Annotated in this window: 33 protein-coding genes and 1 riboswitch; of the genes, 6 read left to right on the top strand and 27 right to left on the bottom strand. The window is 48.0% G+C overall.

The window, feature by feature from the left end:
* Window positions 1-71 precede the first annotated feature (71 nt).
* The 3 genes from KNQ12_RS10400 to KNQ12_RS10390 form a co-directional block, all read right to left on the bottom strand.
* Complete coding sequence (locus KNQ12_RS10400) at window positions 72-1,082, bottom strand: ABC-2 transporter permease (protein ID WP_214747974.1); 1,011 nt, start codon at window positions 1,080-1,082, stop codon at window positions 72-74.
* 68 nt (window positions 1,083-1,150) lie between these two features.
* Window positions 1,151-1,573, bottom strand: a complete 423-nt coding sequence (locus KNQ12_RS10395; RefSeq protein WP_023467873.1) for a MarR family winged helix-turn-helix transcriptional regulator — start codon at window positions 1,571-1,573, stop codon at window positions 1,151-1,153.
* A gap of 75 nt (window positions 1,574-1,648) precedes the next feature.
* The gene (locus tag KNQ12_RS10390; protein ID WP_035398000.1) at window positions 1,649-2,383 is read right to left on the bottom strand and encodes a nuclease-related domain-containing protein; all 735 of its coding nucleotides are present in this window, start codon (window positions 2,381-2,383) and stop codon (window positions 1,649-1,651) included.
* 130 nt (window positions 2,384-2,513) lie between these two features.
* Here KNQ12_RS10390 and KNQ12_RS10385 point away from each other — a divergent pair, with 130 nt between their 5' ends.
* Window positions 2,514-2,819, top strand: a complete 306-nt coding sequence (locus tag KNQ12_RS10385; RefSeq protein WP_214748285.1) for a hypothetical protein — start codon at window positions 2,514-2,516, stop codon at window positions 2,817-2,819.
* A 43-nt stretch (window positions 2,820-2,862) separates the two neighbouring features.
* Here KNQ12_RS10385 and KNQ12_RS10380 read toward each other — a convergent pair whose 3' ends face one another.
* The 4 genes from KNQ12_RS10380 to KNQ12_RS10365 all read right to left on the bottom strand — a co-directional run bounded on the left by KNQ12_RS10380 (window position 2,863) and on the right by KNQ12_RS10365 (window position 5,025).
* A complete protein-coding gene (locus KNQ12_RS10380; protein ID WP_214747971.1) occupies window positions 2,863-3,237 on the bottom strand; it encodes a cupin domain-containing protein in 375 nt (124 codons plus the stop codon).
* Window positions 3,238-3,252: 15 nt separating this feature from the next.
* Window positions 3,253-3,999, bottom strand: coding sequence for an SDR family oxidoreductase (locus tag KNQ12_RS10375; RefSeq protein ID WP_050677022.1), 747 nt, complete (start codon window positions 3,997-3,999; stop codon window positions 3,253-3,255).
* Window positions 4,000-4,024: 25 nt separating this feature from the next.
* Entirely contained in the window at window positions 4,025-4,363 is a 339-nt protein-coding gene (locus KNQ12_RS10370) for a cyclophilin-like fold protein (RefSeq protein WP_214775447.1), read from the bottom strand.
* Window positions 4,364-4,455: 92 nt separating this feature from the next.
* Window positions 4,456-5,025: a DapH/DapD/GlmU-related protein gene (locus KNQ12_RS10365; protein ID WP_214747964.1), complete on the bottom strand. Its 570-nt coding sequence runs from the start codon at window positions 5,023-5,025 to the stop codon at window positions 4,456-4,458.
* A gap of 114 nt (window positions 5,026-5,139) precedes the next feature.
* Here KNQ12_RS10365 and KNQ12_RS10360 point away from each other — a divergent pair, with 114 nt between their 5' ends.
* Both KNQ12_RS10360 and KNQ12_RS10355 read left to right on the top strand, forming a co-directional pair.
* Window positions 5,140-6,015 carry a LysR family transcriptional regulator gene (locus tag KNQ12_RS10360; RefSeq protein ID WP_214747961.1) on the top strand — a complete coding sequence of 292 codons (876 nt, stop codon included), beginning with the start codon at window positions 5,140-5,142 and terminating at the stop codon, window positions 6,013-6,015.
* 128 nt (window positions 6,016-6,143) lie between these two features.
* Window positions 6,144-6,497: a hypothetical protein gene (locus KNQ12_RS10355; protein ID WP_023467865.1), complete on the top strand. Its 354-nt coding sequence runs from the start codon at window positions 6,144-6,146 to the stop codon at window positions 6,495-6,497.
* 218 nt (window positions 6,498-6,715) lie between these two features.
* Here KNQ12_RS10355 and KNQ12_RS10350 read toward each other — a convergent pair whose 3' ends face one another.
* The 4 genes from KNQ12_RS10350 to KNQ12_RS10335 are packed head-to-tail and all read right to left on the bottom strand — an operon-like array spanning window position 6,716 to window position 12,424.
* Window positions 6,716-7,453, bottom strand: a complete 738-nt coding sequence (locus tag KNQ12_RS10350) for a Bax inhibitor-1/YccA family protein (RefSeq protein ID WP_058265258.1) — start codon at window positions 7,451-7,453, stop codon at window positions 6,716-6,718.
* A 57-nt stretch (window positions 7,454-7,510) separates the two neighbouring features.
* Entirely contained in the window at window positions 7,511-8,302 is a 792-nt protein-coding gene (locus KNQ12_RS10345) for an AAC(3) family N-acetyltransferase (protein ID WP_058265257.1), read from the bottom strand.
* A gap of 13 nt (window positions 8,303-8,315) precedes the next feature.
* Entirely contained in the window at window positions 8,316-11,321 is a 3,006-nt protein-coding gene (locus KNQ12_RS10340) for an SbcC/MukB-like Walker B domain-containing protein (protein ID WP_214747958.1), read from the bottom strand.
* Window positions 11,303-12,424, bottom strand: coding sequence for an exonuclease SbcCD subunit D (locus KNQ12_RS10335; RefSeq protein ID WP_075642625.1), 1,122 nt, complete (start codon window positions 12,422-12,424; stop codon window positions 11,303-11,305). The genes KNQ12_RS10340 and KNQ12_RS10335 overlap by 19 nt, the downstream gene beginning before the upstream one ends.
* 478 nt (window positions 12,425-12,902) lie before the next feature.
* Here KNQ12_RS10335 and KNQ12_RS10330 point away from each other — a divergent pair, with 478 nt between their 5' ends.
* Window positions 12,903-13,202: a hypothetical protein gene (locus KNQ12_RS10330; protein ID WP_214775445.1), complete on the top strand. Its 300-nt coding sequence runs from the start codon at window positions 12,903-12,905 to the stop codon at window positions 13,200-13,202.
* Window positions 13,203-13,321: 119 nt separating this feature from the next.
* Here the strand turns inward: KNQ12_RS10330 and KNQ12_RS10325 are convergent, their stop codons facing one another.
* The 8 genes from KNQ12_RS10325 to KNQ12_RS10290 all read right to left on the bottom strand — a co-directional run bounded on the left by KNQ12_RS10325 (window position 13,322) and on the right by KNQ12_RS10290 (window position 19,187).
* The gene (locus KNQ12_RS10325; RefSeq protein ID WP_023467859.1) at window positions 13,322-13,678 is read right to left on the bottom strand and encodes a hypothetical protein; all 357 of its coding nucleotides are present in this window, start codon (window positions 13,676-13,678) and stop codon (window positions 13,322-13,324) included.
* A 122-nt stretch (window positions 13,679-13,800) separates the two neighbouring features.
* Window positions 13,801-14,808, bottom strand: coding sequence for a ThiF family adenylyltransferase (locus KNQ12_RS10320; RefSeq protein WP_214747942.1), 1,008 nt, complete (start codon window positions 14,806-14,808; stop codon window positions 13,801-13,803).
* Window positions 14,805-15,569 carry a thiazole synthase gene (locus KNQ12_RS10315; RefSeq protein ID WP_058265253.1) on the bottom strand — a complete coding sequence of 255 codons (765 nt, stop codon included), beginning with the start codon at window positions 15,567-15,569 and terminating at the stop codon, window positions 14,805-14,807. Before KNQ12_RS10315 ends, KNQ12_RS10320 begins: the two co-directional genes overlap by 4 nt.
* 2 nt (window positions 15,570-15,571) lie before the next feature.
* Window positions 15,572-15,772, bottom strand: a complete 201-nt coding sequence (gene thiS / locus KNQ12_RS10310) for a sulfur carrier protein ThiS (RefSeq protein ID WP_058265252.1) — start codon at window positions 15,770-15,772, stop codon at window positions 15,572-15,574.
* Window positions 15,769-16,713 (bottom strand): FAD-dependent oxidoreductase, encoded by a 945-nt coding sequence (locus KNQ12_RS10305; RefSeq protein ID WP_214747939.1) that lies wholly within the window; start codon window positions 16,711-16,713, stop codon window positions 15,769-15,771. Before KNQ12_RS10305 ends, thiS begins: the two co-directional genes overlap by 4 nt.
* Window positions 16,710-17,303 carry a thiamine phosphate synthase gene (locus KNQ12_RS10300; protein ID WP_058265250.1) on the bottom strand — a complete coding sequence of 198 codons (594 nt, stop codon included), beginning with the start codon at window positions 17,301-17,303 and terminating at the stop codon, window positions 16,710-16,712. The genes KNQ12_RS10305 and KNQ12_RS10300 overlap by 4 nt, the downstream gene beginning before the upstream one ends.
* Window positions 17,304-17,385: 82 nt before the next feature.
* A riboswitch (TPP riboswitch) is annotated at window positions 17,386-17,488 on the bottom strand.
* 56 nt (window positions 17,489-17,544) lie between these two features.
* Window positions 17,545-18,765: a beta-N-acetylhexosaminidase gene (gene nagZ / locus KNQ12_RS10295; protein ID WP_058265249.1), complete on the bottom strand. Its 1,221-nt coding sequence runs from the start codon at window positions 18,763-18,765 to the stop codon at window positions 17,545-17,547.
* Window positions 18,762-19,187 (bottom strand): OsmC family protein, encoded by a 426-nt coding sequence (locus KNQ12_RS10290; protein ID WP_023467853.1) that lies wholly within the window; start codon window positions 19,185-19,187, stop codon window positions 18,762-18,764. The genes nagZ and KNQ12_RS10290 overlap by 4 nt, the downstream gene beginning before the upstream one ends.
* A gap of 190 nt (window positions 19,188-19,377) precedes the next feature.
* Between KNQ12_RS10290 and KNQ12_RS10285 the strand changes: the two genes are divergently transcribed.
* Window positions 19,378-20,562 carry an MFS transporter gene (locus tag KNQ12_RS10285; protein ID WP_023467852.1) on the top strand — a complete coding sequence of 395 codons (1,185 nt, stop codon included), beginning with the start codon at window positions 19,378-19,380 and terminating at the stop codon, window positions 20,560-20,562.
* Window positions 20,563-20,689: 127 nt separating this feature from the next.
* Entirely contained in the window at window positions 20,690-21,178 is a 489-nt protein-coding gene (locus tag KNQ12_RS10280) for a DoxX family membrane protein (RefSeq protein ID WP_058265248.1), read from the top strand.
* Between the two features lie 29 nt (window positions 21,179-21,207).
* Here the strand turns inward: KNQ12_RS10280 and KNQ12_RS10275 are convergent, their stop codons facing one another.
* The 8 genes from KNQ12_RS10275 to KNQ12_RS10240 all read right to left on the bottom strand — a co-directional run bounded on the left by KNQ12_RS10275 (window position 21,208) and on the right by KNQ12_RS10240 (window position 26,298).
* Window positions 21,208-21,501, bottom strand: a complete 294-nt coding sequence (locus KNQ12_RS10275; protein ID WP_055967286.1) for a hypothetical protein — start codon at window positions 21,499-21,501, stop codon at window positions 21,208-21,210.
* A 76-nt stretch (window positions 21,502-21,577) separates the two neighbouring features.
* The gene (locus KNQ12_RS10270; protein WP_214775443.1) at window positions 21,578-22,507 is read right to left on the bottom strand and encodes a hypothetical protein; all 930 of its coding nucleotides are present in this window, start codon (window positions 22,505-22,507) and stop codon (window positions 21,578-21,580) included.
* A 148-nt stretch (window positions 22,508-22,655) separates the two neighbouring features.
* Window positions 22,656-23,471 (bottom strand): hypothetical protein, encoded by an 816-nt coding sequence (locus KNQ12_RS10265; RefSeq protein WP_214747936.1) that lies wholly within the window; start codon window positions 23,469-23,471, stop codon window positions 22,656-22,658.
* Window positions 23,468-24,145 (bottom strand): ATP-binding cassette domain-containing protein, encoded by a 678-nt coding sequence (locus tag KNQ12_RS10260; RefSeq protein WP_055967275.1) that lies wholly within the window; start codon window positions 24,143-24,145, stop codon window positions 23,468-23,470. Before KNQ12_RS10260 ends, KNQ12_RS10265 begins: the two co-directional genes overlap by 4 nt.
* A complete protein-coding gene (locus KNQ12_RS10255) occupies window positions 24,138-24,518 on the bottom strand; it encodes a GntR family transcriptional regulator (protein ID WP_023467846.1) in 381 nt (126 codons plus the stop codon). The genes KNQ12_RS10260 and KNQ12_RS10255 overlap by 8 nt, the downstream gene beginning before the upstream one ends.
* A 152-nt stretch (window positions 24,519-24,670) precedes the next feature.
* Window positions 24,671-24,859, bottom strand: a complete 189-nt coding sequence (locus KNQ12_RS10250; protein WP_029341324.1) for a hypothetical protein — start codon at window positions 24,857-24,859, stop codon at window positions 24,671-24,673.
* A 13-nt stretch (window positions 24,860-24,872) separates the two neighbouring features.
* Window positions 24,873-25,748, bottom strand: coding sequence for an SDR family oxidoreductase (locus KNQ12_RS10245; RefSeq protein WP_058265245.1), 876 nt, complete (start codon window positions 25,746-25,748; stop codon window positions 24,873-24,875).
* 88 nt (window positions 25,749-25,836) lie between these two features.
* The gene (locus tag KNQ12_RS10240) at window positions 25,837-26,298 is read right to left on the bottom strand and encodes an NUDIX hydrolase (protein WP_214747932.1); all 462 of its coding nucleotides are present in this window, start codon (window positions 26,296-26,298) and stop codon (window positions 25,837-25,839) included.
* Between the last annotated feature and the right edge of the window lie 157 nt (window positions 26,299-26,455).

The raw sequence follows: 26,455 nt of genomic DNA, 5'->3' as shown, positions 1-26,455 counted from the left end.
TGATTTTTTCATAAATCGATCTCAAATAAAAAAATCGCCATCCTATTCGATGACGATTCTTCTTATATTCTTCATGCAACAACACGTCGTGCTTGTCGTTGCTCTCTCCAACTCACCACTAAACATGTCACGATGAAACTACCGAGACCAATCAGTGATAAATGAAGCACCTGTGGACCTACTGAACCATCCATGAACAGTAGACGGCTGAAACCGGAGACTGCATTCGGAACGGGCAGGAATGTTCCAAGCGATTGATAAAACGGTGCCAGCATCTTCGCTGGCACGATGTTTCCGGCAGTCATCAACTGGAACGGAATCAATGCGACATTGACAAGTGGCGCAATCGGTCCAAATATCGCAAAGTTCATCTGCGTGACGGCGATACAGGTCGCGACGACAAGGAGCTCGAACGCCCACAGTTTGATGAACGGTGTCGTGATGTCCGTTAATACATGTGCCACGGAAACGAGTAGCAATGGAACAACCAGAAGAACGATTCCGTGCAACAGTTGGCGACTCCAAAATAGAGACCAGATCGAATGACGCTTACTTAGAATAGTGCTGACGAGATTGAATTGAATCCCCATCGTCATCGTCGCGATATAGATGACGAACCCGAGGACGAGTGGCAGCATCGACAAGGCAAAATCTGAGACGGCATGCTCCGTGACGACCGACGTCGTGAACGTCGGCTCACCATTCAACTGTTTGCCGATCGTTTCCGTTGCCCGCTCGAGAATCGCATTCGCGAATTCGGCATTCGTCTGGCTGACGTGTGCCGTCAGTTGACGCGTTGCATCATCCTTTTGTAGAACGAGATCGACTTCATTGGCATCGAGTGCTTCCAACCCTTTCACTTCGGTCGGAACTGCTTGGACCGTGAACGGCGCTTCCTTTAGTGATGTGACGAACGGGTCATTCACTTCCCCGACGACACCGACGTTCAATTGATCGAGTCGTTCCGTCGTTCCTTCGTAACCAGTCATCCAGACGACGAGGAACAAGAGCGGGACGACGATCGCGAAGACGAGCCCCACTTTCGTTTGTGTCATTGACCAGACATCTTTCCATGCTTTCATATTACAATCTCCTTTTATATGCATTACTTATAATATCATGTGCAACTATATGTCCGAAGGAAAACCATTCACGTCACATTCCGGTGAATGGTCTCAAGTGTTTCCTTTAATTGCTCGATTTGCTCTCTCGATAGTCCACGGAACGCTTCGAGTTGTAGCTGATCGAGCTCTGGTCCGAGGCGATCGACGATGTCGCGTCCTTCTCGTGTCATCAAGAGCAGAACCGCTCGTCGGTCCCGGGGGTCCGGCGTCCGAACGATCAGTTCTTTTTTACCGAGCTTATCGAGAATCTTACCAATCGTCGTTTGATCACGTTCTGTCACGAGTGCCAGCTGCTTTTGCGAAACACCATCTTGTTTAGCGAGTTCGCTCAGGACAGAAAACTGCTCTGGTGTCAGACCGAACGCTTCCATCCGTTTAGCAGCAGCACGTTTGAACGCATAATAACTACGGGATAATTGCATGCCAAGCGACCATTCCGATTCTTTCATCCCATCATCTCCATATAGTTGCACTACTTATTATTTATCCACTATACCTGAAGAAGAACAAGTCCGTCAACGGTCTCATTTTGCCTGGCGTTGGCGAATCCCTTCGATATGCGCTTGTTGCGTGGCACGATCGACTTGTGAATGAACCCCGAGTTTCCCTGCAATCGTATCAACTTGACTCGGTGTCAATGGTTTTCCTGTCGCGAGTTGCTCGATCGTCTTGCGAAGGACATTTCGTTTCAAGACACGGACATGCGCTGAATCGACGGTGATCTTTTTCAGTTCACAGCGTTCGCTGAAAACGATCAAGGAGTGAAAGAGCGCGGGATCCGTTCCTTCTAAGAAGCGTTGCATGCTTTTGAGATGCCCTTCATTTTGTTTGATCGGATTATAGAACCGTTGCTTGAAGCGATTCTGGAACTGCTGCGTCCACTGACGGTCCTGCTCGCGTCCGAAAATCCACCCGCTGTAGTTTTTCGATTCGAGTACATAGATGCCACTTTCATGAATGAACGTCACATCGATCTCCGTCGTTCCTTCTCCACGCGCACGTGGTAAGTATGTATTAAAGACATACGTGCCGTATCCGGAAACTTGATCGAGTTGACGTGTCGTCAAGTATTCGCCCCATTTCCCTTTATCACGAACGATCCGTAAAAACGGTTCGCGCGTTAAACGATAATAACGACTACTGTGATACGAACTGCGTTTTACGAAGAAAAACAGACCAAACGTTCCGAAGAAGAACAGTACCATGATCAGTCCGATTTGAATCAAGAATGGTAAAAATGTTACTAATACATTGTCCACTAGATTTATCTCCTTTCCATATTAACCCTTTATTTTCCACTATATCAGCATAATCAATTTCCACCTCATTTTCCACTATTTGTTATGGAGACTGTCCTATGGTACGGTGAAACAAAGGAAGGTGTTCACCATGGATTCTGTCGTCACGTTCGCACCACTGATCGTCTTATTCTTCATCTGGATGTCCTTATCACAAAAAGCGGACGAAGCGAAACGCCGCCAACAAACGATTCTGAAGAAGCTACAACGGATCGAGGAGCACCTCGGTCTGAATGAGGTGTCACTAGAAGAAGCAGCGTTACAAGTCGAACTGGTTCAGTTGCTTCATGAGGGAAAGACGGTTGAAGCTGTCAAACGCGTTCGAGAGACGCTCGGATCGTCCTTACTCGAAGCAAAACAATATGTCGACCAACTAAAAAGCGATCACGGAATATGATCAAAAAGACCATCTGACAGCGAAGTTCAGATGGTCTCTCTATTCATTCCGTTACTTCATATTGTTCGTCTGAAACTGCCTCGAGCCAGATTGGTGTCCCGGCAGTAATCGCAATGTGCGAAAACCAGGAAGAACGTGTTGCCCCGTGCCAATGTTTGACCCCATCATGCGTGACGACGACATCTCCTGCTTGCAAATGTCGAGCGGGTTGCCCTTCTTCTTGATACCATCCTTCCCCTTCCGTGACGAGGAGAATTTGATATCCTCCATCATGGATGTGCCAATGGTTCCGCGTCTTCGGCTCGAACGTCACATGTGATACGGAAACGGGTAACGATTCGTCGACGAGTGGTGCTAAATAACTGATACCTGTGAATACCTCTTGATACGCTTCGTTCTTTTCGCCTCGTGGAAACATTAATACTCCTCCTTTTTACCACGGTTGAGTCGTTGGACCGACCGTAAATTCGCTCACGTTCGTATCCTCTGGTTGATCGATCGCAAAGGCGACGATCCGCGCGATACTCTCTGGTGAGATACCGTATTGGTCATATAGTGCCGTCATTCCTTCAAGCGACTCCCCGTGTGAGATCGTCTCGAGCAATTCGGTATGAATCGCTGCCGGATAAATCGTCGCCGTTCGGATGTTCGTCCCTTCTTGCGCCGACTCCATCCGTAAGACTTCCATTAAGTTACGTACTGCCCATTTCGTTGCGCCATATACAGCTCCACCCGGATACGCCTTAAGACCTGCTACGGATGAGGTCGTCAGAATATGCCCCGCACGTTGGGAGGTGAATGTCGGCATGACAGCTGCAATCCCGTTCAAGACACCTTTGAGATTGACGTCAATCATTTGATTCCACTCGTCTACTTGTAAAGCAGATAGTGGAGAACTCGGCATCAGCCCCGCGTTGAGGAAAATCGCATCAATTCGACCATACGCCGTCAATGCTGCTTCGATAAGTCGTTGATTATCCTCCAGTTTCACAACGTCTGTCTCTTGGTGTATTGCTTCCCCACCGTCCGCTTGAATCGAATCGACGAGTTTCGCCAGTCGATCATTGCGACGTGATCCTAACACTAGCTTTGCTCCCTGCCTTGCCAGTAAGCGTGCTGTTGCTTCTCCAATACCTGAACTTGCTCCTGTGATGATAATGACTTTTCCTTGAATGGCCATGATGATGACTTCCTCTCTTGTTTTCTTAATGTTCCGTACTCATTTGAACACGCACTGTATCAGCTGATAATAGTTCGGGTAATCGATTCGGTTCGACCCAACCAATTCGCGTGTATTTTATATCCGTTTGAAACGACTCATAAAAAAGGACGAGACAATCTGATCCATACAGCATGAGATCTCCCGCTTGCACCGTTCCGATATTCTTTGGATTCGTCGGTAACGAGAACGGAAAGTAATGATACTTTTCATTCCCATTCAACTCTTTCATCTGCATCGTCAACGGCAATCTTTTTTGCAATGCCATCGCTGTCTCATTGTCCGCAAAACGAATCGGGACGGTTGTTTCATCGATTTGAAGCAAGACGGATTTCAGCTCCTTTTGTTCGTCGTGACGATTCTTTCGTATCGGTACATCCACTCAACAGAAAAAATGTAAGCAGACAACCGTACCATCTATTCATCCGACACCTCGACCGTTCGAATGATTCTCGCCGGAGTACCTGCGACGATCGTACGGGGCGGAACATTACGTGTAACCGTGGCGTTCGCTGCGACGATCGCATCCTCACCAATCGTCACGCCAGGCAAAATCGTCGCGCCGGCACCAATCCAAACATTACGCCCGACATGAATCGGCGCTGTCTCAACGCCACCTCTTTTCGTCGGTGATTCCGGATGGTTGACAGTCAGCAACCGTGCGAACGGACCAATTAAGACATGATCGTCCAAACGAATCGAACCAAGATCCGTGAACATGACACCTCGATTGAGGAAAACGTGCTTGCCGATGGATAGATGCCGTCCGAAATCCGTAAATAGAGGCGTTAAGACTCTAACAGATGAATCGATGTCTTGTCCTGTGATCACGGCAAGCACCTGTCTTCTCTCTTCTTGTGAGACCGCTTGATTCAATCGCTGTAATTCCGGTTCGATTTCATCTTGAATGGCATGAATGCGCTCAAGGACCGGATCCGCTGGAAGAATCGTACGTTCTCTTACATAGGTTTGCAGTTCAGTCATCATACATCCTCCTTTCTTTTGATCACTTGGTCTCATCTTACGGCTGACAACTATTCATGTCTAATGCTAATCTTAAGTAATAAATCATACGATTTTTGCATGGATAGAGGTGAAATGATGGAATTACAACAACTACGCTATTTTTTAGCTTTAGTCGAAGAAAAAAACATTACAAAGGCGGCACGAATCCTTCGTTTGTCGCAACCGGCATTATCGCGTCAGCTGCAACAACTAGAAGAAACGATCGGGGTCGAATTGTTTGAACGGTCGAAACAGGGGTTGCGTTTAACAGAAAAGGGACGATTCTTTGAAGAGCGCGCACGTGAGATGGTTACACTAGCAGATAAAGTATTAGTCGATTTGAATACAAAAGAAGTATTGACGGGTGAAATTCATATCGGTGGTGGCGAAACCCAACAATTGACGACAGTAATGCAAGCGTTTAGAGACTTACACGCCATTCATCCTGATGTAACGATTCGTATGTATAGTGGCAATGGAAATGATGTACTCGACCGGCTCGAAAAGGGATTGCTCGATTTCGGACTTGTCATTGCTCCGTTTGACGTATCCGCTTTTCATTCCTTACGATTGCCTGGTCAGGAACGTTGGGGGGTCTTATCACGTCGTAGTGCCTTGATCGCACAGTCTAAGACAATTTCGCGGGAGCAGCTCCTCTCCCTTCCCTTGCTCCTATCCGAGCAGACACAGCTCGACACGTATTTCCATGAACAGGTTGGTTTAACGCTTGAGGATTGTCAGATCATCGGAACATATAATTTGTTGTTCAATGCGTCCTTACTTGTACGTCAAGGGGTGGGTCACGCTCTAGCAATCGATGGCATCATCGATACGACCGCTTCCGATCTAATCTTTCTTCCTCTTGATCCTCCCGTCGTTTCGGACGTTCATTTGATTTGGAAAAAGGAGGCGACTTTATCGCCTAGTGCGCGTGTATTACTGCGAACGATCAAGGAAAGATTCCATTCTTAATGAGACGATGATAAAGATACGATTGTTACGTTTTATTTAAACTTATACATCCGAATAAATTGACAAGTACCAACTATTTTAAAAATTAATATTGATATAAGTTTTTGCAAAGGAGTGCGATTTATAAAGTGAATACATTACATGAATGCTTAGTATGTGGATTTGAAGGATTAGAAGAACCAATTTTTATAGATGGGACATACTCAAAAACATATGAAATATGTCCTTGTTGTGGATTTGAATACGGGTTTAGCGAAGATCATGATGTCATCCATGGTTTTATAACAATACCTGAAGAATTTTTAGAAGTTGCATTTCAGTTGTATCGAAAAAAATGGATAGAAGAAGGAATGCAAATTTTTAATCCAGATACTATTCCTGAGAATAAAAGAAATAAAGATATTTTAAAATTTGATATTTTAATAAAGCAGCTGAAAGGCTTGAAATTAGATTTATCAAATTTTGATATCACTGGATTTTAAAACTTTTACTCGTAATTACCTGATATAACACGATGTTATCTTTTTATCGGAAGTGTCAGGAAACACTTTCAAGCCTCGAAAGCTTACGAACTAGAGCTTGAATACCTCTGAAGATTTATCCCATTTCTATATATGACATACAACAAACCCTCATTTCGTCTTTGAAATGAGGGTTTGTCTACAATCTGAGACGACGGACTTTCCGTCGTCTGTTGCTGTTAATCCCGCGCCGCGAGGCGATACAAGAGATCAAGTAATTCGATATAGAGCCAGATGATCGTCACGATCAATCCGAATGCCGCGACCCACTCCATCGACTTCGGAGCACCAGCGCGAACTTGTTGCGAGATGAAATCGAAGTCCATTACGAGTGACAAGGATGCCACGATGACGATGACGAACTGAACGCCGATCGCAACCGGTGAGCTACCTGTCATGAATGGGAGATCGACACTAAATAACGCGAGAATCAAGTTGACCGCATACAAGACGAAAATCGAGAGAATCGCTGCTGTGACCGCAGAACGGAAACGTTGCGTCACTTTAATCATCCCCGTCGAGTAGACGAACCACATCGCAAACGCAACGACGAATGTCGCAACGACTGCTTTTCCGACGATTCCTGGGTACATACTTTCGAACATCAACGATAACGCTCCGACTGCCACACCCTCAACGATCGCATAAACCGGAGAAAGGACTGGAGCTGTTGCTGGTTTGAATGTGATGATCAAGGCAAGGATTAGACCGATGACCAGTCCACCGATTAAGGCTGGGAACAACAATCCTTGGTTTTCTGCGAGGAAGAACCAACTGCCCCCTGCTGCTGCTGTGACGAGAGCGAGCATCAAGAAAATCTTGCTCATCGTCCCGCTTTTTGTCATTGGTCGTTCTCCGACACGTGCCGTATCGAATCCGCGACGCAATGCCGGATTTACTTTAAAACGTGAAGCCATTGCTTTCACTCCTTTTTGTGATTCTGTTTTCTACTACGAAGGTTTCCCGAAAAAGTTTCAAAATAACCATTGATCAAGCGCTTTTAATTGCAACATGACGACTGGGATCGAGGCTTTGGCATCGATGCGGTAAGATTTCGCTTGTCCGATCAGACCGGACGTGACGAAATCGGCACTTTCTAACCCTTCACCGATCGGACCGAACGCCTCACTATCGATTTGGCGATGTCGGTAATGAATGAATCGTTCCGTCGATCCTTCTTTGACTTTACAACCATCCTCGACGTCCGGACGATTTAACCCGTATTCCGCATAATGCCAGACGGTCGTCGTATCCCAAGGAGAACCAATATGCAGAATTTGACCGTCCGCCTCGATGAAGCGTTCGATCGGTGAACCGGGACCGAAGCCATTTTCTAATGTATGATCAGCAACGAACGTCGTCGCATCTTTCCCCCAAGCAGTCACGGACCACATCGGATGATTGCTTCGAACGACGCCGGGATATGTCCGGAAAACTTCCGGAACACGACCGATGCCGCGCGTGACCGTTTTTGCCGGATCATATGCCGGCATCTCCCGACGAATCGTTTCCCACCATTCTTCAGGCACAGCCGGTTGGCTCCAGTTCTTCGGATCCGAATTATCGGTACTTTGCGCCGGCATCATAATCAAGCCTTCGGTCGTGACGACTTCCTGTAAGGCCTCGATCAACGCTTGTACGCCGCCGGGAATCCAGCCGATTTGTTTAAGTGACGTATGGACGAACAATTTCATGCCGGGCGTCACACCTAATTCGCGTAACGCCTCTTTGATTTGTGATTTCGTGACCATGTTTCGTGTTTCCATCGATCTTATCTCCTTACTCGACGACTAGTGCAATCGTCGACCCCGTTTTTCCTTGTTTGACCTCGATTTTTGCGTCAACTCGTGACTTCAGTTCCTGGACGTGACTGATGATTCCGACCATGCGACCGCTCGCTTGAATCGAGAGCAACGTCTCGATCGCTTGTTCGAGTGATTCCGGGTCAAGTGTTCCGAATCCTTCATCGATGAACATCGTCTCAAGTGATACCCCACCGCTGGCTTCTTGCACGACTTCCGACAGTCCGAGCGCAAGCGCAAGGGATGCTTTGAAGCTTTCGCCACCGGATAACGTCTTGACGTGTCGTGTTTGCGACGTGTATGCGTCAAAGACATTTAAATCAAGCCCGTATTTCTTGAGTCCTTTTCCCGCCTCCGTTTTCCGTTCGAGCTGGAAACGACCAGAGGTCATCTCGTGCAGATGCCGGTTTGCGGCGAACAATATTTCATCGAAGTATGCCGTCTGGACATACGTCTCGAACGTCATCCGTTGCGCATTCTCCCCGACACCAACGCGAGCGAGTTCACCGATGACCCCGTATCTCGCATCCTCGTCTTCAATCTGGCGTTGCAAGTTCTCCCAAGCCGCGATCAATTGATCGATGTGTGCACGTTCCTTCTCAAGCCCGACACGTCGGTCGGTCTGCTCCGTCAGTTCGAGCGACGACGTCTTCACATCCATCCGCAACTGTTCAAGGTCTGGACGCACTTGACCTTCCGTCTTCAAGCGGGCTTGTTCCTGTTTCAACTTTAATTCCTGCCGCGCTAAACGGTCTTGTTCTAAACGTTCTTGGAGTTGACGGAGTTCGTCACGAGACCGTCTCGCTTCACGGAAGGCTTCGATCGTCAGAAACATTTCTTCTGTCAGGACTGCGTGTAATTCGTTTTCGCGGTTCGTTAATCGGTCGTTTTGTTCAGCAGATGCCTCCGTCAATTGACGGAATCGACCTTGGTGTTCCGCAAAGTCACGATCAAGCTGTTCCTTCTCGCGTAACTGTTGCTGTTTGACTTGTTTGAACTGCTCGATACGTGTTTCTGCCTGTTGTTGTTCCTCACGGAGTGCTGGTAGCGATTTCTCGGACTCTCCTGATTGACTCAGACGACCCGACAAGTGTGCCAATTCCGATTCAATGCCGGTCCGGTCTTTGATCATTGCATCGATTTTCAGTTGTAGCTGATCCATGGATTGCTCGAGTTGTTGCAGGCGAGTCTCAAGACGCGCTTTTTCCATCTGTGCTGACGCTAATCGGGCTTCCGTCTGTTCGACTTCCCGAAGCTGTGCTGAAACATCTGCATGAGATGACTCGTTTTCACTCGTCTTTTGAATATCGGTCGTCAGTTGTCCGAGACGTTCGGCAACCGTTCGGTACGAGGCTTGTAACTCTTGATGCGCTTGTTGGGCTTCTAGGAACCGCTGTTGCGCTACATCGACGGATAGTTCCTTTACGACGGCGACAGCATGCTGTGGATGCGACGTACTGCCGCAGACTGGGCAAGCCGTCCCGTCTGTCAATCCTTTGGCAAGTTCAGCAGCCAGTTGTTCCCGTTCGTATATGCGCGCTTCTTCGTATTGGCGCGCTGCTGCCTCTTTTTGATCCCGAACGCTTTTGCCGCGGACAATCAGCTGTTGCCGTTCTGCTTCCAATTTGTCATGTTCCGCCATCTTCGTCGCCAACTGTTGCAGGATGAAGCGCCGTTCTTGCACCTTTAAGCGCTCTGCTCCGATGTTTTGCAATGGATGCAGTTGTTCTTGAACAGTCTTACGCTCCGTCCGTGCTTGTTCGAGTTGCTTCCGTAATGGCTCTGGGTCCAGAAGCTTCGAACGTTCGATTAGTTGTTGCTGTTGTTGTCGTAAAGCCGTTTCTGCTTCCAACCGTTCGCGTTCTTCTTGAATCTTTTCGAGGCGACGACTGAGTTGCTCGATCTGTGGTTCCTCCGCTAGCAATCGATCCACTTTTGCTTGAACGACCTCTTGTTGCTCTTTCAAGCGAGCGATGTGCTGTTCAGTTTCCTGTTTTCGATGCGTGAGTTGCGTCAATTGTTCTTGATCCTGTTGCCACTGGTCATAGATCGGTGCGACGATTTGAGCGCGTTCAGCCGCCATTGCTTCTTCTTGCATCTGTTTGATTTCCGGTAGGCGATCCAGTAGTAACTGTTCCGTCTGTTGAAGTCGCTCCTGCTCTTGGAAAACCGCTTCGAGTTGCTCGCCTTGTTGCAATTGCGTCGTTTTCTTCTCGACAATCGCACGGGTCTCTACTTCAGCTTTACGTGCAGCCGTTAACCACTCGTCCCGTTCGGTCGTCAACGCTTCCATCCGTAACCGGATGTCGCCTTCCGTCAGTTCACTCCAGTTCGCTTGCACAGGTAGTTCCTCAAGCTTGGCCCATTGCTTCGTCTTCGTTTCCTTGATGCGTGCCGCAAGATTGAGCGCTTGTCGGTGCAAACGTTGCTGGAACTCACCATAGTGTTCCGTCTTAAACAGCTGTTTGAGAATCTGGAGTTTGTCTTTTGACTCTGCCATCAACAGTTCGCGGAACTTATTTTGCGGCAACAGGAGAATTTGCGAAAACTGTTTATGGTCGAGCTGAATCAGCTCTTGAACCCGTTGCTTGATTTCCGGAATCTTGACCGCGAGCGGTTTCCACGTCGTTCCGTCGAACCGAGCGAGCTCCGCTTCATGCGAGTAGCCCGTTTTATTGACCGGATGCGGTTGACTCGGTTGGCGGATGATCCGGTACCGTTCCCCTTTCAGCGTAAACTCCAGTTCAACTTCTGTCTTTTGCTCGGGCACGGCAAAATGACTTCGCAGTTCGCTCATTTCCCGTTCGCCGCCAGACGTCTCGCCATACAGGGCGAACGTCAATGCGTCAAAGATCGTCGTTTTTCCTGCTCCGGTATTCCCGGAGATGACGAACATCGTCCGTCCGGCAAGTGCCGTGAAATCAATCGTCTCTTCACCAGCAAACGGTCCAAAGGCACGTAATGTCAGTCGTTCTGGGCGCATGTCGCTTCCTCCTTCAGGACGGCTTGCATCGCTTCCGTCGGTTTCTTCTCACGGACTGCTTCATAGAACTCACTGAATAGATCCGCAACGGATGCATCCTTGACTTGTTCACGCGACGCCTTGACTGCCCGCGTACTCTCGCGGACGAATCCGATTCGCTCGAGGTGCAGGATGTTCGGATAGATTTTCTTCAGCTTGCCCATCGGATCCATCAAGGCTTCACCGTCCGTTAGGTTGATCTTTAAGTAATCGTCCGTGTCTTGTGTCGCGACGAATGCCGAATCTGTCAGTTCAGTGAGACTTCCAGTCAGTTCCCGTAAATCACGTTTTGGTGCAAGTGGTTCGAACCGACGATCGAACGTACCCGCATCGTTCAACGTCAACACATCGACTCCTTTGACATGATGGGCTTCCGAGAATGAATATTTCAAGAGCGATCCGCTGTAGCGAACCGTCTCGGATTGAATCGCAAGCGGATTGTGCAAATGACCGAGTGCCGTATACGTAAACGGTGCAAACTGACTCGCACTGACCTGTCCTGCCGTTCCGACGGACAATTGCCGCTCCGAATCCGTCTCGAGTCCACCGATCACAAAGGCATGACCGACGAGGACACTCGGTCCGTCCGGACTACACCCGGCAAGGATCGTCCGCATCGCATCATCATGTGTCTTGATCGTTTCGTCCTTGTACACGTACCGAACGGTCGCAGGATCGGCAAATGGCACTGGATAGAACGACACTCCTTTAATCGTGACCGGAGTAATGACCGGCGTTAGTTTTCCGACGAGATGCAGTCCGGCCCGTTGGAGTAACGTCGTTCCGAAACTTAACCGTTCGGCCGAATCGTGATTTCCGCTGATCGCAACGACCGGGATGTCTCGATCGAGAATCAAGGCAGCGAGCGTCTCGTCAAGCAGTTCGACGGCTTCCGTTGGTGGTACAGCGCGGTCGTACAAGTCACCTGCAATGACGATCGCATCCGGTTGTTCGCGGTCGACGAGTGTCAAAAAATCCGCTAAGACCGCCCGCTGGTTCTCGAGCATCGACTCGCCATGAACGATTTTGCCGAGATGCCAATCGGCAGTATGTATCCATTTCATCTTCATCACACTCACTTTTTGAATATAGTAGCTTAAGTGTAGCATGCAAGCGGTCGTTCTGCGACGAACATCCGTTTGGAACACAAAAAGCAGGAGTCATCATATTTCTTAGCGACTCAACAATGAATTTGAAGAAATAAAAATTATACTTTTTATTATTGAAGAGAAGCACTATGCGTTATCTTTCACCTGAATTTCTTAGGTGATTTATACGATGCTCAAACAAATCTGACGAAATTTTGATGTTTTGAAAAACCTTACTTCCGGTCACTCTCAATATCCAATAAATGTATTTTGTGTTAAGCTAGTGTCGTTATAACTCAAGTAATAATTGAATCATGTCAGGACTCTCGTAAACTTTAATCGTTATGGATCATCCATTGAAATATGAGGAGGTAAAACGTGAAAAAACTTATATTGTTAGCTCTGTTATGTACTTTATTATCTGCCTGTAGCATCAACGAGTCTGTAACTCAGTTTGACTGAGTTACAGACAATACCTAACGATGTACAAATGAAAATTAATCCTGACTCTACTTTGCAATTGATTAACACGAAAGATGATATCGCCTATATTGTCTATAACACAAAGAAAACAATTACTACTGATCTCGAATCAAAAGAAGATACAGTGAAACTAAAATTGGACGAATCTAACGATACTAGTAAGAAAATGAAACAACATGTCTTTAAATTAACATTAGATTCTAAGCATGAAATCATCGATGTCTATTTAAACGGTAAATCTGCTGTATTCGATAACGTAACCGGTTCATGATTTTTGATTTCATAAAAAAATGAACACATATCGCCCTCATTTTACTTGTAGATTGAGGGGATATACAAAAAAGCAGAAGGCGAATGCCTCCTGCTTTTTTCACTCTTGCGACGAATGTGTTATTTCGTCCGTTGTTTTCTAAAGCGTTGAACGGAACGAATCACAGAAACCGATCCGCCGATGATCGCACCGACACCGACAACGATGCCTGTCTTGAATTTTTTGCCCGATTGTTCTGATTTATGCGTTGCTTGATTGTGTTCAAAAAGTTGTTGGAGGGGCGACGACGTCTCGACTTCGAGAATTTTCGATGCATCCTGATGCACGTCTTCTCTACGTTCGACACTACAAGGTGACAGATAGAATGGGTTCAAGTTCGTCCGGTACCGATCCGGATTCCAGTTGGCTTGCTGAACAACTGCTTGGGCGTCTTCCGTCTGTGCTTGATCCTTGATTGGATCGAATTCTTGTTTCATCTGAATCACTCCTCTTCACGTTCAAAACTTGTAGACCGATTTACGTCTGAAGTCTTATTTACCTGTTTTTCAAACATTTAAAACATATATATTTAAAATTAGTTTTTAATGTTTTGTGAACGTTAGCCGAAATAGGCATGATAGAGCCGCTTCGCTTTAACGAGATCCGCCTCGCCATGAATCAGAACACGTCCATCTCGGAAAGCGACCATCCGATGTTCGTCCGTCGTAAACGCCAGCAAATATGGATTATGGGCGGAAATCGCAGCGACCGGCTGGAGACGTTGTTTCAACTGTTCCAGATCCCGCTGTCCGTCTCCCCGGATTTGAACGGCATCCCGACCGCACAGTGCCGTGAAATGAACCGTTTGATCCGATAAGTAAGGATAGGACGGTTCGATGCCGCACGACGGGCACTCCATTTGCTTCAGTGACTGGACGTTAATTTGTTGAAACGTATTCGACCAGACATCAAACGCAAGCAAGCGCGTCCGCATGGCGTCCGTCTTTCCGCTCAACCACTTCAATGCTTCTGTCACCTGCAAGGAAGCAACCATCTGTACAGCTGGTCCGATGATTCCCGCCGTATCACACGTCTCCTGATCACGCGGTAATTGATCGAGCAGACAATGCAGACACGGCGTCTCTCCGGGACGGACGGTGAACGTGATCCCATAACTGCCAACGCAGCCACCATAAATCCACGGAATCGAACGCATCAACGCCATGTCGTTCATTATCAAGCGAATATCGAAATTGTCCGTTGCGTCGATGATCAAATCGATATCATCGAGAAGCCACGTCAGCGCTGCCCGGTCGACGTCTACTACATGCGCTTCGATCGTCACTGTCGAATTAATCGCTTCAAGCCGTGCTTTTGCGGCAATCGCTTTTGGTACGATGTGACGCGCATCGTCCTCGGTATAAAGCTGTTGTCGTTGTAGATTACTCCACTCGACATAATCGCGGTCGACGATTCGAACGACACCGACACCGGCGCGGGCGAGTTGCTCTGCCGACGCCGTTCCGAGCGCTCCCATGCCGATGATCAGTACCTTCGCTGATGCCAAGCGTGCTTGTCCCGCTTCCCCGATCGGTTGAAATCGAGTTTGCCGTGAGTAACGGTTCATCGAATCAATCCACTCGTTGGACTACTCGCGACCGCATATTGTTTCTTCTCGATACGTCCCGCTTCGTAACCGAGGCGCCCTGCTTCGACAGCTAGTCGCAACGCACGCGCCATCTTGACCGGATCTTGGGCATGAGCGACAGCTGAGTTCAATAAGACACCATCCGCACCCAGTTCCATCGCATAGGCGACGTCGGTCGGTGAACCGATCCCGGCGTCGACGATGACCGGGACCGTCGTCTGCTCGATGATGAATTGCAAATGGAGCGGATTGAGAATACCTTGTCCGGAGCCGATCGGTGACGCCGCCGGCATGATGGCGTGACAACCGAGTTCTTCGAGTCGTCGTGCAAGGACGACGTCGTCCGACGTATACGGTAAGACGATGAAGCCTTCTTTAAGTAATTCTTCAGAAGCCCGCAACGTCTCGATCGGGTCCGGTAGTAACGTCTTATCGCAACCGATCACTTCGACCTTAACCATGTCGCACATACCGGATGCCCGCGCAAGCTTCGCAAGCCGAACAGCTTCCTCCGCCGTCTTCGCACCGGCCGTGTTCGGCAGTAAATCGTACTTCGCTAAATCAAGCGACTCCAAAAAATTCGCTTGTTGTTTGTCAAAGATGTCGAGCCGACGGACGGCGAACGTCAAGATTTGTGAAGCGGACGCATCGATCGCTTTCTGCTGTACCGTAGCATCCGTATATTTCCCTGTTCCGAGTAATAATCGTGATTCAAATGTCTTTTCTCCAATTTTCAGCATGTTTATCCTCCTCCTACGAAATGAACGATTTCAAATGTGTCATTGTCCCGAACGACCGTCTGACCGTACACCGTACGATCAATGATTTGTCGATTCTGTTCGACGATGACGAGCTTTTCCCCTAAGCCGAGTTGCGTGAGCATGTCCTCAATCGTTTTAATCTGTTCGATCGTGTGGTCATTGCCGTTAATCGTAATGTTCATCGGACTTCCTCCTTCTGAATCAAGCGTAATGTATTTACCAAGACTTCCGCTGTCGCTGGTGCGAGTAATATGCCATGCCGATGATGCCCTGTCGCTAGGAAGATCCGACGGGATGAATCGGTGACTCCGATATATGGCAAGCCGGACACCGTTTGCGGTCGTACACCGGACCAGACTTCTTCGATGACCCCGTCACGAATCGGTGGATACAGTCGTTCTGCTGCTTGAAGCAGTGACATGATCCCAGCGACACTGACACCGACCGTCTCGTCGTGCGGCAGTTCGGTCGCACCGATCAAAATTCGTCCGTCTGCTTTTGGCACAAGGTAGACAGCGTCGTCAAACAGGATCGAGCGTAACGGCTGACCCGCGAGACAGACTGCGAGACATTCTCCTTTGACCCCATATGTCGCGATCGAAATACCAGCTGTATCGAGCAAGGCTTGCGACCCGCGTCCGGCAGCGACCGTCACCGTTCGTCCGGTCCAGATTCCCGCATTCGATTCGATCCTAATGAAGTCATCGTTCTCTTCGATGCGTGTGACATCTACCTGTTCTTCAATCGATATGCCACGTGCGTGTAAGGCATACATCAATGCAGTCGTCAGTCGTCGTGGATCGATTTGACCGACAGCTGGAAACAGATGCTCGCGTCCTTTACGTTTTAACAAAAACGGTTGTTCCCGGTATCCACAATCGATGCCTGTTTCTCGCTCGAGTCGACGTGCAAGCAGTGGATACAGACGACGACTTCGCGCGGCAAGTGCATGCAATTCTGCTCTCAGCTCGATGTCCGTCGCAAGCATCCCGGCAGCTGCGCGGCTCGTTCCTCGTCCGCATGTTCCACGTTCTAAGACGACGACGGATTCATTCTGACAGGCGAGACCGTAAGCAAGCGTCAACCCGATGACTCCGCCGCCGATGATGATGTGATCCGTCATACGCGAACCCCCTGGTAACGCCTGATGGCGGCGAGTGGATCCGATTGACCGAGAATACCCGATAAGACAGCGATTCCGGTTGCACCGGTCGCTGCGATTTCAGGCATGCATTCTGGTGTAATCCCACCGATCGCAATGACTGGTTTCGTCGTGAAGGTGACGACTTGCTTTAATGCGTCGATCCCTCGTGGTGGCACGTCCGGCTTCGACGCTGTCGGATATATATGACCGTACAGCAGTCGGTCGGCTCCTTCCGCTTCTGCTGCCAGTGCCTCTGCCAGTGAATGAACGGATTTCCCGATGACGAGGTCCGGAAAATGACGTCGCACATCACGGACACGCAAGGACCGGCGCGTCAACTGCACACCGATGCCGGCGACATGGGCGACATCGACCCGGTCATGAACCGTTAACTGATCAGGCGAATAACCATGCCCAAGGAGTGCTTCAATCAGATCAAGTAATTCTGCTGCTGACAAGTTCGGTTCACGTAGATGTAGCTGATCCGTATAAGGTTGAAGCGATTGAAAAGTCTTTATTTCATCAAGCGGATGGATGGATCCCGTCGAAATCAGATGTAGACGCATCATGTTCTTCCTTTCCATACGAAAAAGGACCACTCCCGATGTTGAAGGGAGTGGTCCGAAAATGCGCTGAAGCGCTAAGGATATCTAAGGTTTCGAGCCACTTCCCTCCGCTAGTACGAACTAGATCAGGTTCAAAGGGTCCGGATACTTCCGTCTCAGTCTGCTGGGAGACTCCCCTAGTGTCTTTTCGTGTTTAATTGGCTTGCCCCATTAGTCTAGCATGAGTCGCTTTGCTTCGCTAGTCCTAGTTGAGCGCTTCCACTTGCTGAATCAGCTCCGATTTCGTCGGTCGCTGTTGCTCTTGGCTGTCGGCATACGTCTGCTTTAGCTTCAGGATGCGCATTACTTTAGCATCGAGCATCTCCGGCGTCAGCGTTTTGTCTTTGACGGCTTGCATCACTTCAGCATGAACTTTTGCGTAAGCACCTGCCTCTGAAAACATCGCCATATCAGCTCCATTGACGAGCGACTGACGTGCCGCTTCTGCGAGACCATATTGTTTCGTGATCGCCCCCATGACGAGATCATCCGTGATGATGACACCGTTGAATCCGAGTTGTTGACGCAAGAGGTCAGTCAAGATCGGCTTTGAGAGCGAGGACGGATTCGTATCGTCATACGCGGGATAGAGAATATGGGCGACCATCACCATCTCGGCGCCCTCTTGAATCGCTTCTTGGAAAGGTAACAGCTCCGTCCGCTTCAATTCTTCCTTTGATGCCGTCACTTTCGGTAGCCCGACATGGGAATCGACACTCGTATTGCCGTGACCGGGAAAATGTTTGACGACCGGAATCGTTCCCGTCTCCTGCATCCCGTGCATCAGGGCCGTACCAAGCGTCGCGACGGTATTCGGATCAGCACTTAACGCACGGTCGCCGATGATCGGATTGTTCGGATTACTGTTGACGTCAAGGACCGGCGCGAAGTCCATGTTGAAACCATAAAATTGTGACAAATGACCGAGCGTACGTCCGACGTCTTCCATTTTCACTTCATCTGCTCCTTGCGCTATCCGTTGACTCGTCGGTAACCGTAATCGTTGATCCGGTACCCGGCTGACGCGTCCACCTTCTTCATCAATCCCGACGAAGGCATACGTTTTTTGGTTCGTCTCTTGAATCGCACGCGTGAACGTCAAGAGTTGCTCTTCCGACGTAATGTTTCCGCCGAGCAATAAGACCCCGCCAATTGCATGCGTCTGTAACAATTTCCGGTCAGCTGCTGAAAGTTCCGTGCCGGCGACTCCGATAAAGAGCAGTTGATCGATTTTTTCTGACGTCGACATCGCTGCCAATTGTTGCTTTAGTTGTGCTTGTTGTCGTTCTTCCTTCGTCGGCTCAGGCTTCGGTTTCTTTTCTTCTGTCGGTTGTTTCGCTTCCGGTTGTGATGATTTCGTTGGTTCCGTCGTCTCCTGCGCACACCCTGCAAGCAACAGGCAACCGATCAGCACTACTTTCTTCACAAAGGATCCTCGCTCCGCACACCATTGATCGAATAATAGACGGAAATCTCAGCGTTCAGGGATTGCGAGACCGAACAATATTTATCCTTTGATAACGAGATGGCGCGACGGACCTTATCTTCCGGGAGATCACCTTCGAGCCGGTAATGAATCGAGATCGACGTAAAACGCCGCGGATGGTCCTCTGCCCGTTCTCCTTCGATATCCATTTCGAAATGGGTGATCGTCAAGCGCATCTTCTCTAAGATCGAAACGATATCAATTCCGGTACAGCCGGCAACGGCATGTAGCAGTAGTTCAGTTGGTCGCGGTGCTTGGTTTTCACCCCCGTTTTCGGGTGCTGCATCCATCGCCAGGTGATGCCCTGATTCCGTCTGTCCACTAAACCCCATCTGTTTGTTCCATGTCACTGTCGCTTGCATCGTTTCCACTCCTTTATAAGTAGTCTTCTTCTGTAGTATACGCAAAAAACAGTACGCCTGGAAATTCACACGCTATTTTGAATAATGGTTCTTTTCCCGAAATCTCGCTTTGCGATACCCGGCGAAATCGTTTCATGCTATCCTGTTACTCATAGTTTCGCGCGCAAGCGCTAGAATTGAGGAATCATCCATGTCACCTACTACTCGTTTAAGTCGACGCGATTGGCTCTTGATCGCCACGTTGTCGCTCCTGACGTTCGTACTCGGAACAAGCGAATTCGTCATCGTCGGGATCCTCGCTGAAATCTCCTCAGCCCTTGATATCACGATCGCAACAGCCGGTACGCTCGTCTCGGCATTTGCCATCTCCTTTGCGATCGGTACGCCGATCGTCATGTCGCTGACCGGTCACCTGGAACGTCGTCGCCTGATCCTACGTCTCTTACTCGCCTGGGTCTTACTGAACCTTGCCAGTAGTTTTGCTCCAAGTTACGAAGTGTTGCTCGCAACCCGCATTCTGACAGCGATCCTGACCGGCGTCTTGATCTCACTCGCGATGGTCGTCGCAAGTGACGGTGTGCCTGTCGCAAAACGCGGTGTCGCCGTCTCGTTCATTTTCGGTGGTTTTACACTCGCGAACGTTCTCGGTGTCCCCATTGGAACGTTCATCGGGCAACATGCTGGCTTTGAAGCCACGTTCTGGCTAACGACAGTCATGGGAATGATTGCGTTCCTCGCAGTATGGAAGATCGTTCCGGTCCAGCAATCGACGGGTTCTGGTTCTATTAAGGAACAGCTTGGATTGCTCGCCAACCCACGGATCCTGATCGCCTTCTTTATTCCGTCGTTTGGATTCGGGGCAACTTACGTCGTCTACACATATCTCGTGCCGATTCTGCAAACAGAACTCGGGATTGCGAAAACGTGGATCAGTCCGATCTTGCTCGCTTACGGCGTCGTCTCAATCTTTAGTAACATCCTTGCCGGCAAGATTGCTAGCAAAAATCCGATGGGACGCTTACGGTTCGTCTTCGTCGTGCAAGCAGTCGTTCTTGCTGCATTATACTTCACGACAGCATCCCTTCCGCTTGGTCTGTTCAACATCGCCTTGATGTCGTTGATGTCGATTCTACTGACGACTTCGACACAAATCTATTTGATTGACCTCGCTGAAAAGTTCAATCCAGAAGCAAAAGGACTCGCCGCTTCATTGATGCCGGTTGCGAGTAACGTCGGGATTGCTTTTGGTTCGGCACTCGGTGGCATCGTCTATGCGAACGGTCCGATGATGAACACGGCACTCGTCGGTGGACTGGTCGCGCTCGTTGCTGCTTTATTAACTGCAATCAGTCATCGCCTCGATCAACGCTCATGAAACCGTTACCTTGTCCTTTTTTGTAACAGGTCGATGACGGTTCGATGACGTTATGATGATAGTCCCCATCTCGCTGATGATTTTTCAGTATGATGGGGACTATGTTGTAGTAGAGGAGTGTCTGAAAGTGAAAGCATTACACATCATCGGTCTCGGTCTGTTGACAATCATCCGACTCTGGCTCGGAATCCAGTGGTTCATCGCTGGAATCGGTAAGTACATTAATGGCTTTGATGCAAAACCGTTTCTCGAAGGAGCGCTCGCGAAGTCAACGGGCGAAGACGCACTCGTCAGTTCCTGGTACGCGACGTGGATTGAGCAACTCGCCTTACCGAACGTCGGGCTGATCAACGCCTTGATTCCGTTCGCGGAACTCGTCGTCGGGATCCTGTTGATTCTTAGTCTGTTGACGGTTCCTGCACTGGTCGTCGGAAGCATCATGAATCTCAATTACTTACTCGCTGGGACGATTGCGTTGAATCCAGTATTCTTAGCAGCATCAATCGCCTTACTGGCTGCAGGACGCTTTGCTTATAAAATCGGTATCGATTACTGGATCATCCGCTGGTATCGCTCGTCGCAGCAACCGCATCCCCTAGACCGGATTCCGGTCTAACGAAATAAAACTCTCCCGCACGGGGAGAGTTATTTTTTTTGTTGCTCGAGAATCGTCTGTTGTGTCGGAACCCCGCCGACTGAGACTGTCCGCTCGAGGAACAGATAAGGTTTACCATCAACTTCAAAACGACGGTCACCGAGATAACGTGCCGAATGACCGCCCGTCGCGAGCTTTTGTTCGATTGCTGCGACATGTTCGTCGAGTGAATAAAACCGATCGTCGAACGTCATCGTGATGTTTTTCTTACGGTACCCAAGTAAGAAATTGTAGTAGAACCAATACATAGCACCTGCGAATACGACAAAAATCAAGAATTGCATGTGAGTTCCCCCTTTGTATAGTCTTTATACGTTGGAAGAAAACAGGAAGTTTCAAATATTTTACTTTTTTCGTAGTTTAGTTAATTGTCATCCCGTTGAGTTGAAGGTCACTCTTAGGCATGTCATATTTAATTGTTCCCTCATATCGAACTTCTTCAGTCTGTGCATCTAAAACAAGGATAGATGTGCCAATTTTTTTCGTCTCAATGAGAGCATAGATTAAACCATTATCAAGAGTAGTTGAAGCAAAGCGCTGTACTTCGTTTAAATCTCGTTTAGGTAAATCATAACGATGCTGCGTGAATTGCTTCGTTCGTAAGTCAAACGTCGACCATTTGATTTTCGTTTCGGTCATGTTCTCTGTCATCCCTACGACGGCACCTTCATCTATCACACGTGTATCCCACATGTCTTCAACTTCAAACAACTTTAATCGTGTCGTTGTTGAATTGTCTCTCAGATAAACTCTTGTCTTAGCATCATTAGTCATCTTTCGGTATAAGACACGATTCTGATAGATGGCAAGTACCTCATCCTCTTCTGTTAATTGAAATGGTAAGTCCATTAATTGGACTGTTTTTTTCTTTAAATCAATCACATAGATATGATTTGTACCTGGTTTTTGTACAACATCGCCAATACGTTGGACATATAATTTTTGCTTCGTTTGTTGAAACGGTCGATAGTAGATCCCTTTTGTCTTTGCCGGTTTCGGTAAAGAATAAGTCTGCACCTTTTCGGTTCCACGTTTCCATGATTGTAGATCCCATGATCCATCTTCATTGACGTGTAATCCAAATACCTCTTTGCCTTGCTCATATCGTGATAATTCGATTTGGTTCATGAAATGCCGGAAACTACGCGGGGCATCCGTCACATCGGAGTAATCTCTAGCGAACTCAGACAAATAATTCGTTCGCTTTTTTTCAACTTCTCCTTTTAACGTAACTTCGTAATCTGTTTTATAACTTTCAGGATCATTGAATTCGAATTGAAGTTGTTTCACCAACGGATCATCTGAAGTTCCCTGTAACGTTTGGACCGTAAATGTGGGCTCATCTGTTGAAGAAGAGTACACGACGTAGACTCCAAGTGTCAAAATACAAATGACTCCCAAACACAATATATATTTATAGGTTCGCATAGTATACTCCTTACACCGTAATTTTTCGTTGCAGTAATCGAAGACTTTTCCAGATCATGTACACGAAGTAACAGAGACTTAACCCAATCAGAAGAAACATCGCCTGTGTCTCCAGTAAGTAACGCGTCTCATCTAAAAGCGCTAATATACCAATCGTTAAAGCAACAGGAACAAAAATTTCAAGTCCAATTCTGATAATGGCTTTTCCTTTACGGAATGAACGTTCGATCAAAACCAACAAGAAAATAAAACTGACAATGAATAGTGAAATGGCGAGAATGATCCCTAAGTCGATCAGATTCATCGTATAAAAATCGTTCATCACGTTTCGGACTGGACTTAAGTCACTTTGATTTTGATATTCCGGCTGAATCAACCAATCAAACAGATAAAAACCTGATTTCAATACACACCACTGAATGCCAATAAAACTTACGATGATTAAAAAGACTGTCGTCAATTTTGAGAAGAAAATGCTTGCCCGATTTCCTGGAAGCATCAATAAACGATAAATATACTTTGTTTCTCCTAACCAATCTCGATACCAAATTTGAATCGCATAGATGACAACAATCGCCATTCCAATCAAAATTATATAACTAAAGAAAGAGGACGCCTCAGAGTACCCGAGAGTATCGATTTGTTTCAGTGCTTCTGCGACAGATACTCGATTAAGTTCCATGAAATTCTCGACTTTCCGTGCGTGATACATGACTTGCGCAACGATTGATGTTAATTCAATCGCTATCATTGCTATAACAACGATCACATAAAGCTTAAAACTCCGCTTAATCTCTTCGTTCGTCAATTGTATGTATTGTTTCATCGCTGATAGACCTCCCGCATCCGGTCCTGAACCGATTTCCCGTACAGTTCTCGCATCTCTTCCGTCTCATGTTCATCGATGATTCGACCGTCCTGCAAGAAGACGACTCGGTCGATCAAATGCTCGATTTCCTGAATTTCGTGTGTCGTCATCAGGATACCGCGCCCTTCCATGAAATGACTCGAGAATAGTCCGGCAATCTGTTCTTTCGTAAACAGATCGATCCCAGCGAATGGTTCGTCGAGTAGTAAGTACGGACGATCGAGCGCAAAACCAAGAATCAAGCTGACCTTCGCCTGGTTCCCTTTTGATAAGTCCGTGATCTTATCTGTCGATAACAGCTGGAAGATCCGCATCAGTTCATCCGCTGTCGCCTGGTTCCAGTCGGAGTAATAATCCGCCATATACGTCAGCGCATCACCGACCGTCATGTAGCCGGGCATCGTCTGGATATCCGGAACGAAGGCGATCTTGTTTCGATTGACCTCGCCATCGACGAGAACTGTTCCCGCGTTGACTGGGACGAGACCTGCGATTGCCTTCAGGATCGTCGATTTCCCTTCACCGTTCAAACCGATCAGGCACGTCAGTTGATCCATCGGAACCGAGAACGAGACTCCTTGAAGAACCGGTTTTTTTCCGTATTTCTTTTGTAAGCCATGGACTTCAAGCATCGATCTTCCTCCGTTCCGTTTCCTGATACACCGTCTCGACCTTCGAGACGACCTCATCAAGTGGGATTTGAATTGCCTTGACGGCATCGATGAATTCAGAGACGGCTTCTTCCAGCATCTCGGCACGTACTTTTTGAACTACTTGTGGATCACGTGTAATCTTACTCGGGACATTCCGTTCTGTCGTAATCAATTGCTGCTCCTCCATCTCTTTGTATGCTTTTTGTGCGGTATTCGGATTGATTCCGAGCTGTGCGGCGATTTCGCGGCGGGACGGGATCTCTTGCCCGCTTTGCAATTCCTCGGTCGCGATTCGTTGTTTGAACCAACGGACGACCTGCAGGTACACCGGGCTTCTTTGGTCGAACTGCATCGGTAGACCTCCCTTTCCTGTTTAATGTATTAAAACAATAATACACTTCTCTTCTGTATCATACTCACCATACAGTTTGACTGTCAAGATAGTTTGTCTTCTTTATCACGAAAAAAACACCATCCAATTTTGGATGGTGGTCACTTCACTCATTAATAGGGATTTGGATCCTCCTGCGGTGTATCCGGAATCTCGGTCGGTTCTGGGAACGTATCCGGTTCCGGCTGACGGACCGGGTCTTCCTGTGGCGTATCTGGCACCTCGCTCGGTGGTGTCTGCGGTATCTCGTCCGGTTGATGATCCGGTTCGCGTTCTGGCACTTCATTCGGATTTTTCTTCATCTTGTTTTCCCCCTTACGACGTGATGTAATCGCCGCCATTGATATGAATCGTCTGACCCGTGATGTAACTTGAATCGCGAGAAGCCAGATAGACATAGGCCGGTGCATTTTCTGACGGTTGTCCTCGGCGTTTCATTAACGTATCATCCCCATGCGACTCGACTTTCTCCTTCGAGAACGTCGCCGGAATGAGTGGCGTCCAAATCGGACCGGGTGCGACCGCATTAACGCGGATTCCCTTCTCGATCAAGCTCGAGGCGAGTGAGCGCGTCAATGTCGTAATTGCCCCTTTTGTCGCCGAGTAATCGATCAACGTTGGCGCTCCACGATAAGCCGTCACCGATGAGGTATTGATGATTGTATCTTCTTTATGCAGATGCGGAAGCGCCGCTTGAATCAAATAGAACATCGAAAAGACATTCGTCTCGAACGTTTCCTTCAATTGATCTGGTGTAATCGAAAGAAAATCATCCTGCGGGAATTGTTTCCCGGCATTATTGACGACAATGTTCAATTGACCGAATTCTGCAATGACCGTATCGATGATCTCTTGTGCATTTTCCGGTTGACTGACATCTTTTGCGATTTTTAAGGCTTTGACCCCGTAGCCTTCAATCAACGATTTCGTCTTTTCCGCGTCTTTCCCCTCATTTAAGTAAACGATCGCGACGTTTGCCCCTTCTTTCGCATAAGCGACAGCAACGGCACGACCGATTCCACTATCCCCGCCCGTGATCAGCGCGACCTTCCCCGTCAGTTTTCCTGAACCGACATAGTCCGGATCATCGTAAATCGGTTCTGGTTTCATGGCGTACTCGACACCGGGTTGTTGTTCCTGCGTCTGCCCTCGTGCTTCTTGATGCATCGCTTCGAACTGTTCTTCTCTCATGAACGATCAGCTCCCTTATCACTGTTGGAATGAACTACATGATTAACCATTCCCTTGCGATACATCTATAAACGTTTTTCTGGAAAAGTCAGATGTCATTCGTCAACATTGTCGGAAACATATTTGTTTGAAGCATTTTTGATAATTCGCCTGGATACAACGTATACTGATCCAGTTTGTCGAATGGAACGAAGCAATACGTCAACCCTTCGCTTTCTGGACCGTAAAAGTCTTCCGTCGAAAGTGGCAGTGGCTCTCGGCAAACGACTTCATAAAACATCCCTAGTTCATGAAACTGGTGATCGGCGTACTCAAAGAAATTTTCATGGAGGAAACGGAAGACCGGTGGCTCAATCGACTGACCGAGTTCTTCTAATATCTCACGTTCGATCGCTTTGGCACCACTTTCACCGAACTGGACACGCCCTCCCGGTAATGACCAAAAATCATCTTCTCCTTGACGATGAATCAAAAGATGTCCATCTTGAATCAACAGCGCCACTGCGCGAATGTTAAGCTTTTTTTGATTTACTGTAAACGTCAAATCCATCCCATTACCTACTCTCTTCTTATTAGATTCCCATACTTTCTCATCATTTCCCACGATTGCGTTTTGTCATCAAATTCATCTCGTTGTAACACGAATTCATCTTGATTTTAAAGGATTTTCGAATTGAATGGATACTCAATATTACAACAAATGTTAT

The organism is Exiguobacterium sp. s11 (assembly GCF_018619015.1).
Lineage (GTDB): Bacteria > Bacillota > Bacilli > Exiguobacteriales > Exiguobacteriaceae > Exiguobacterium_A > Exiguobacterium_A indicum.
The sequence above is the reverse complement of the archived record's forward strand: the minus strand, read 5'-3'. Positions and strand labels throughout refer to the sequence as shown.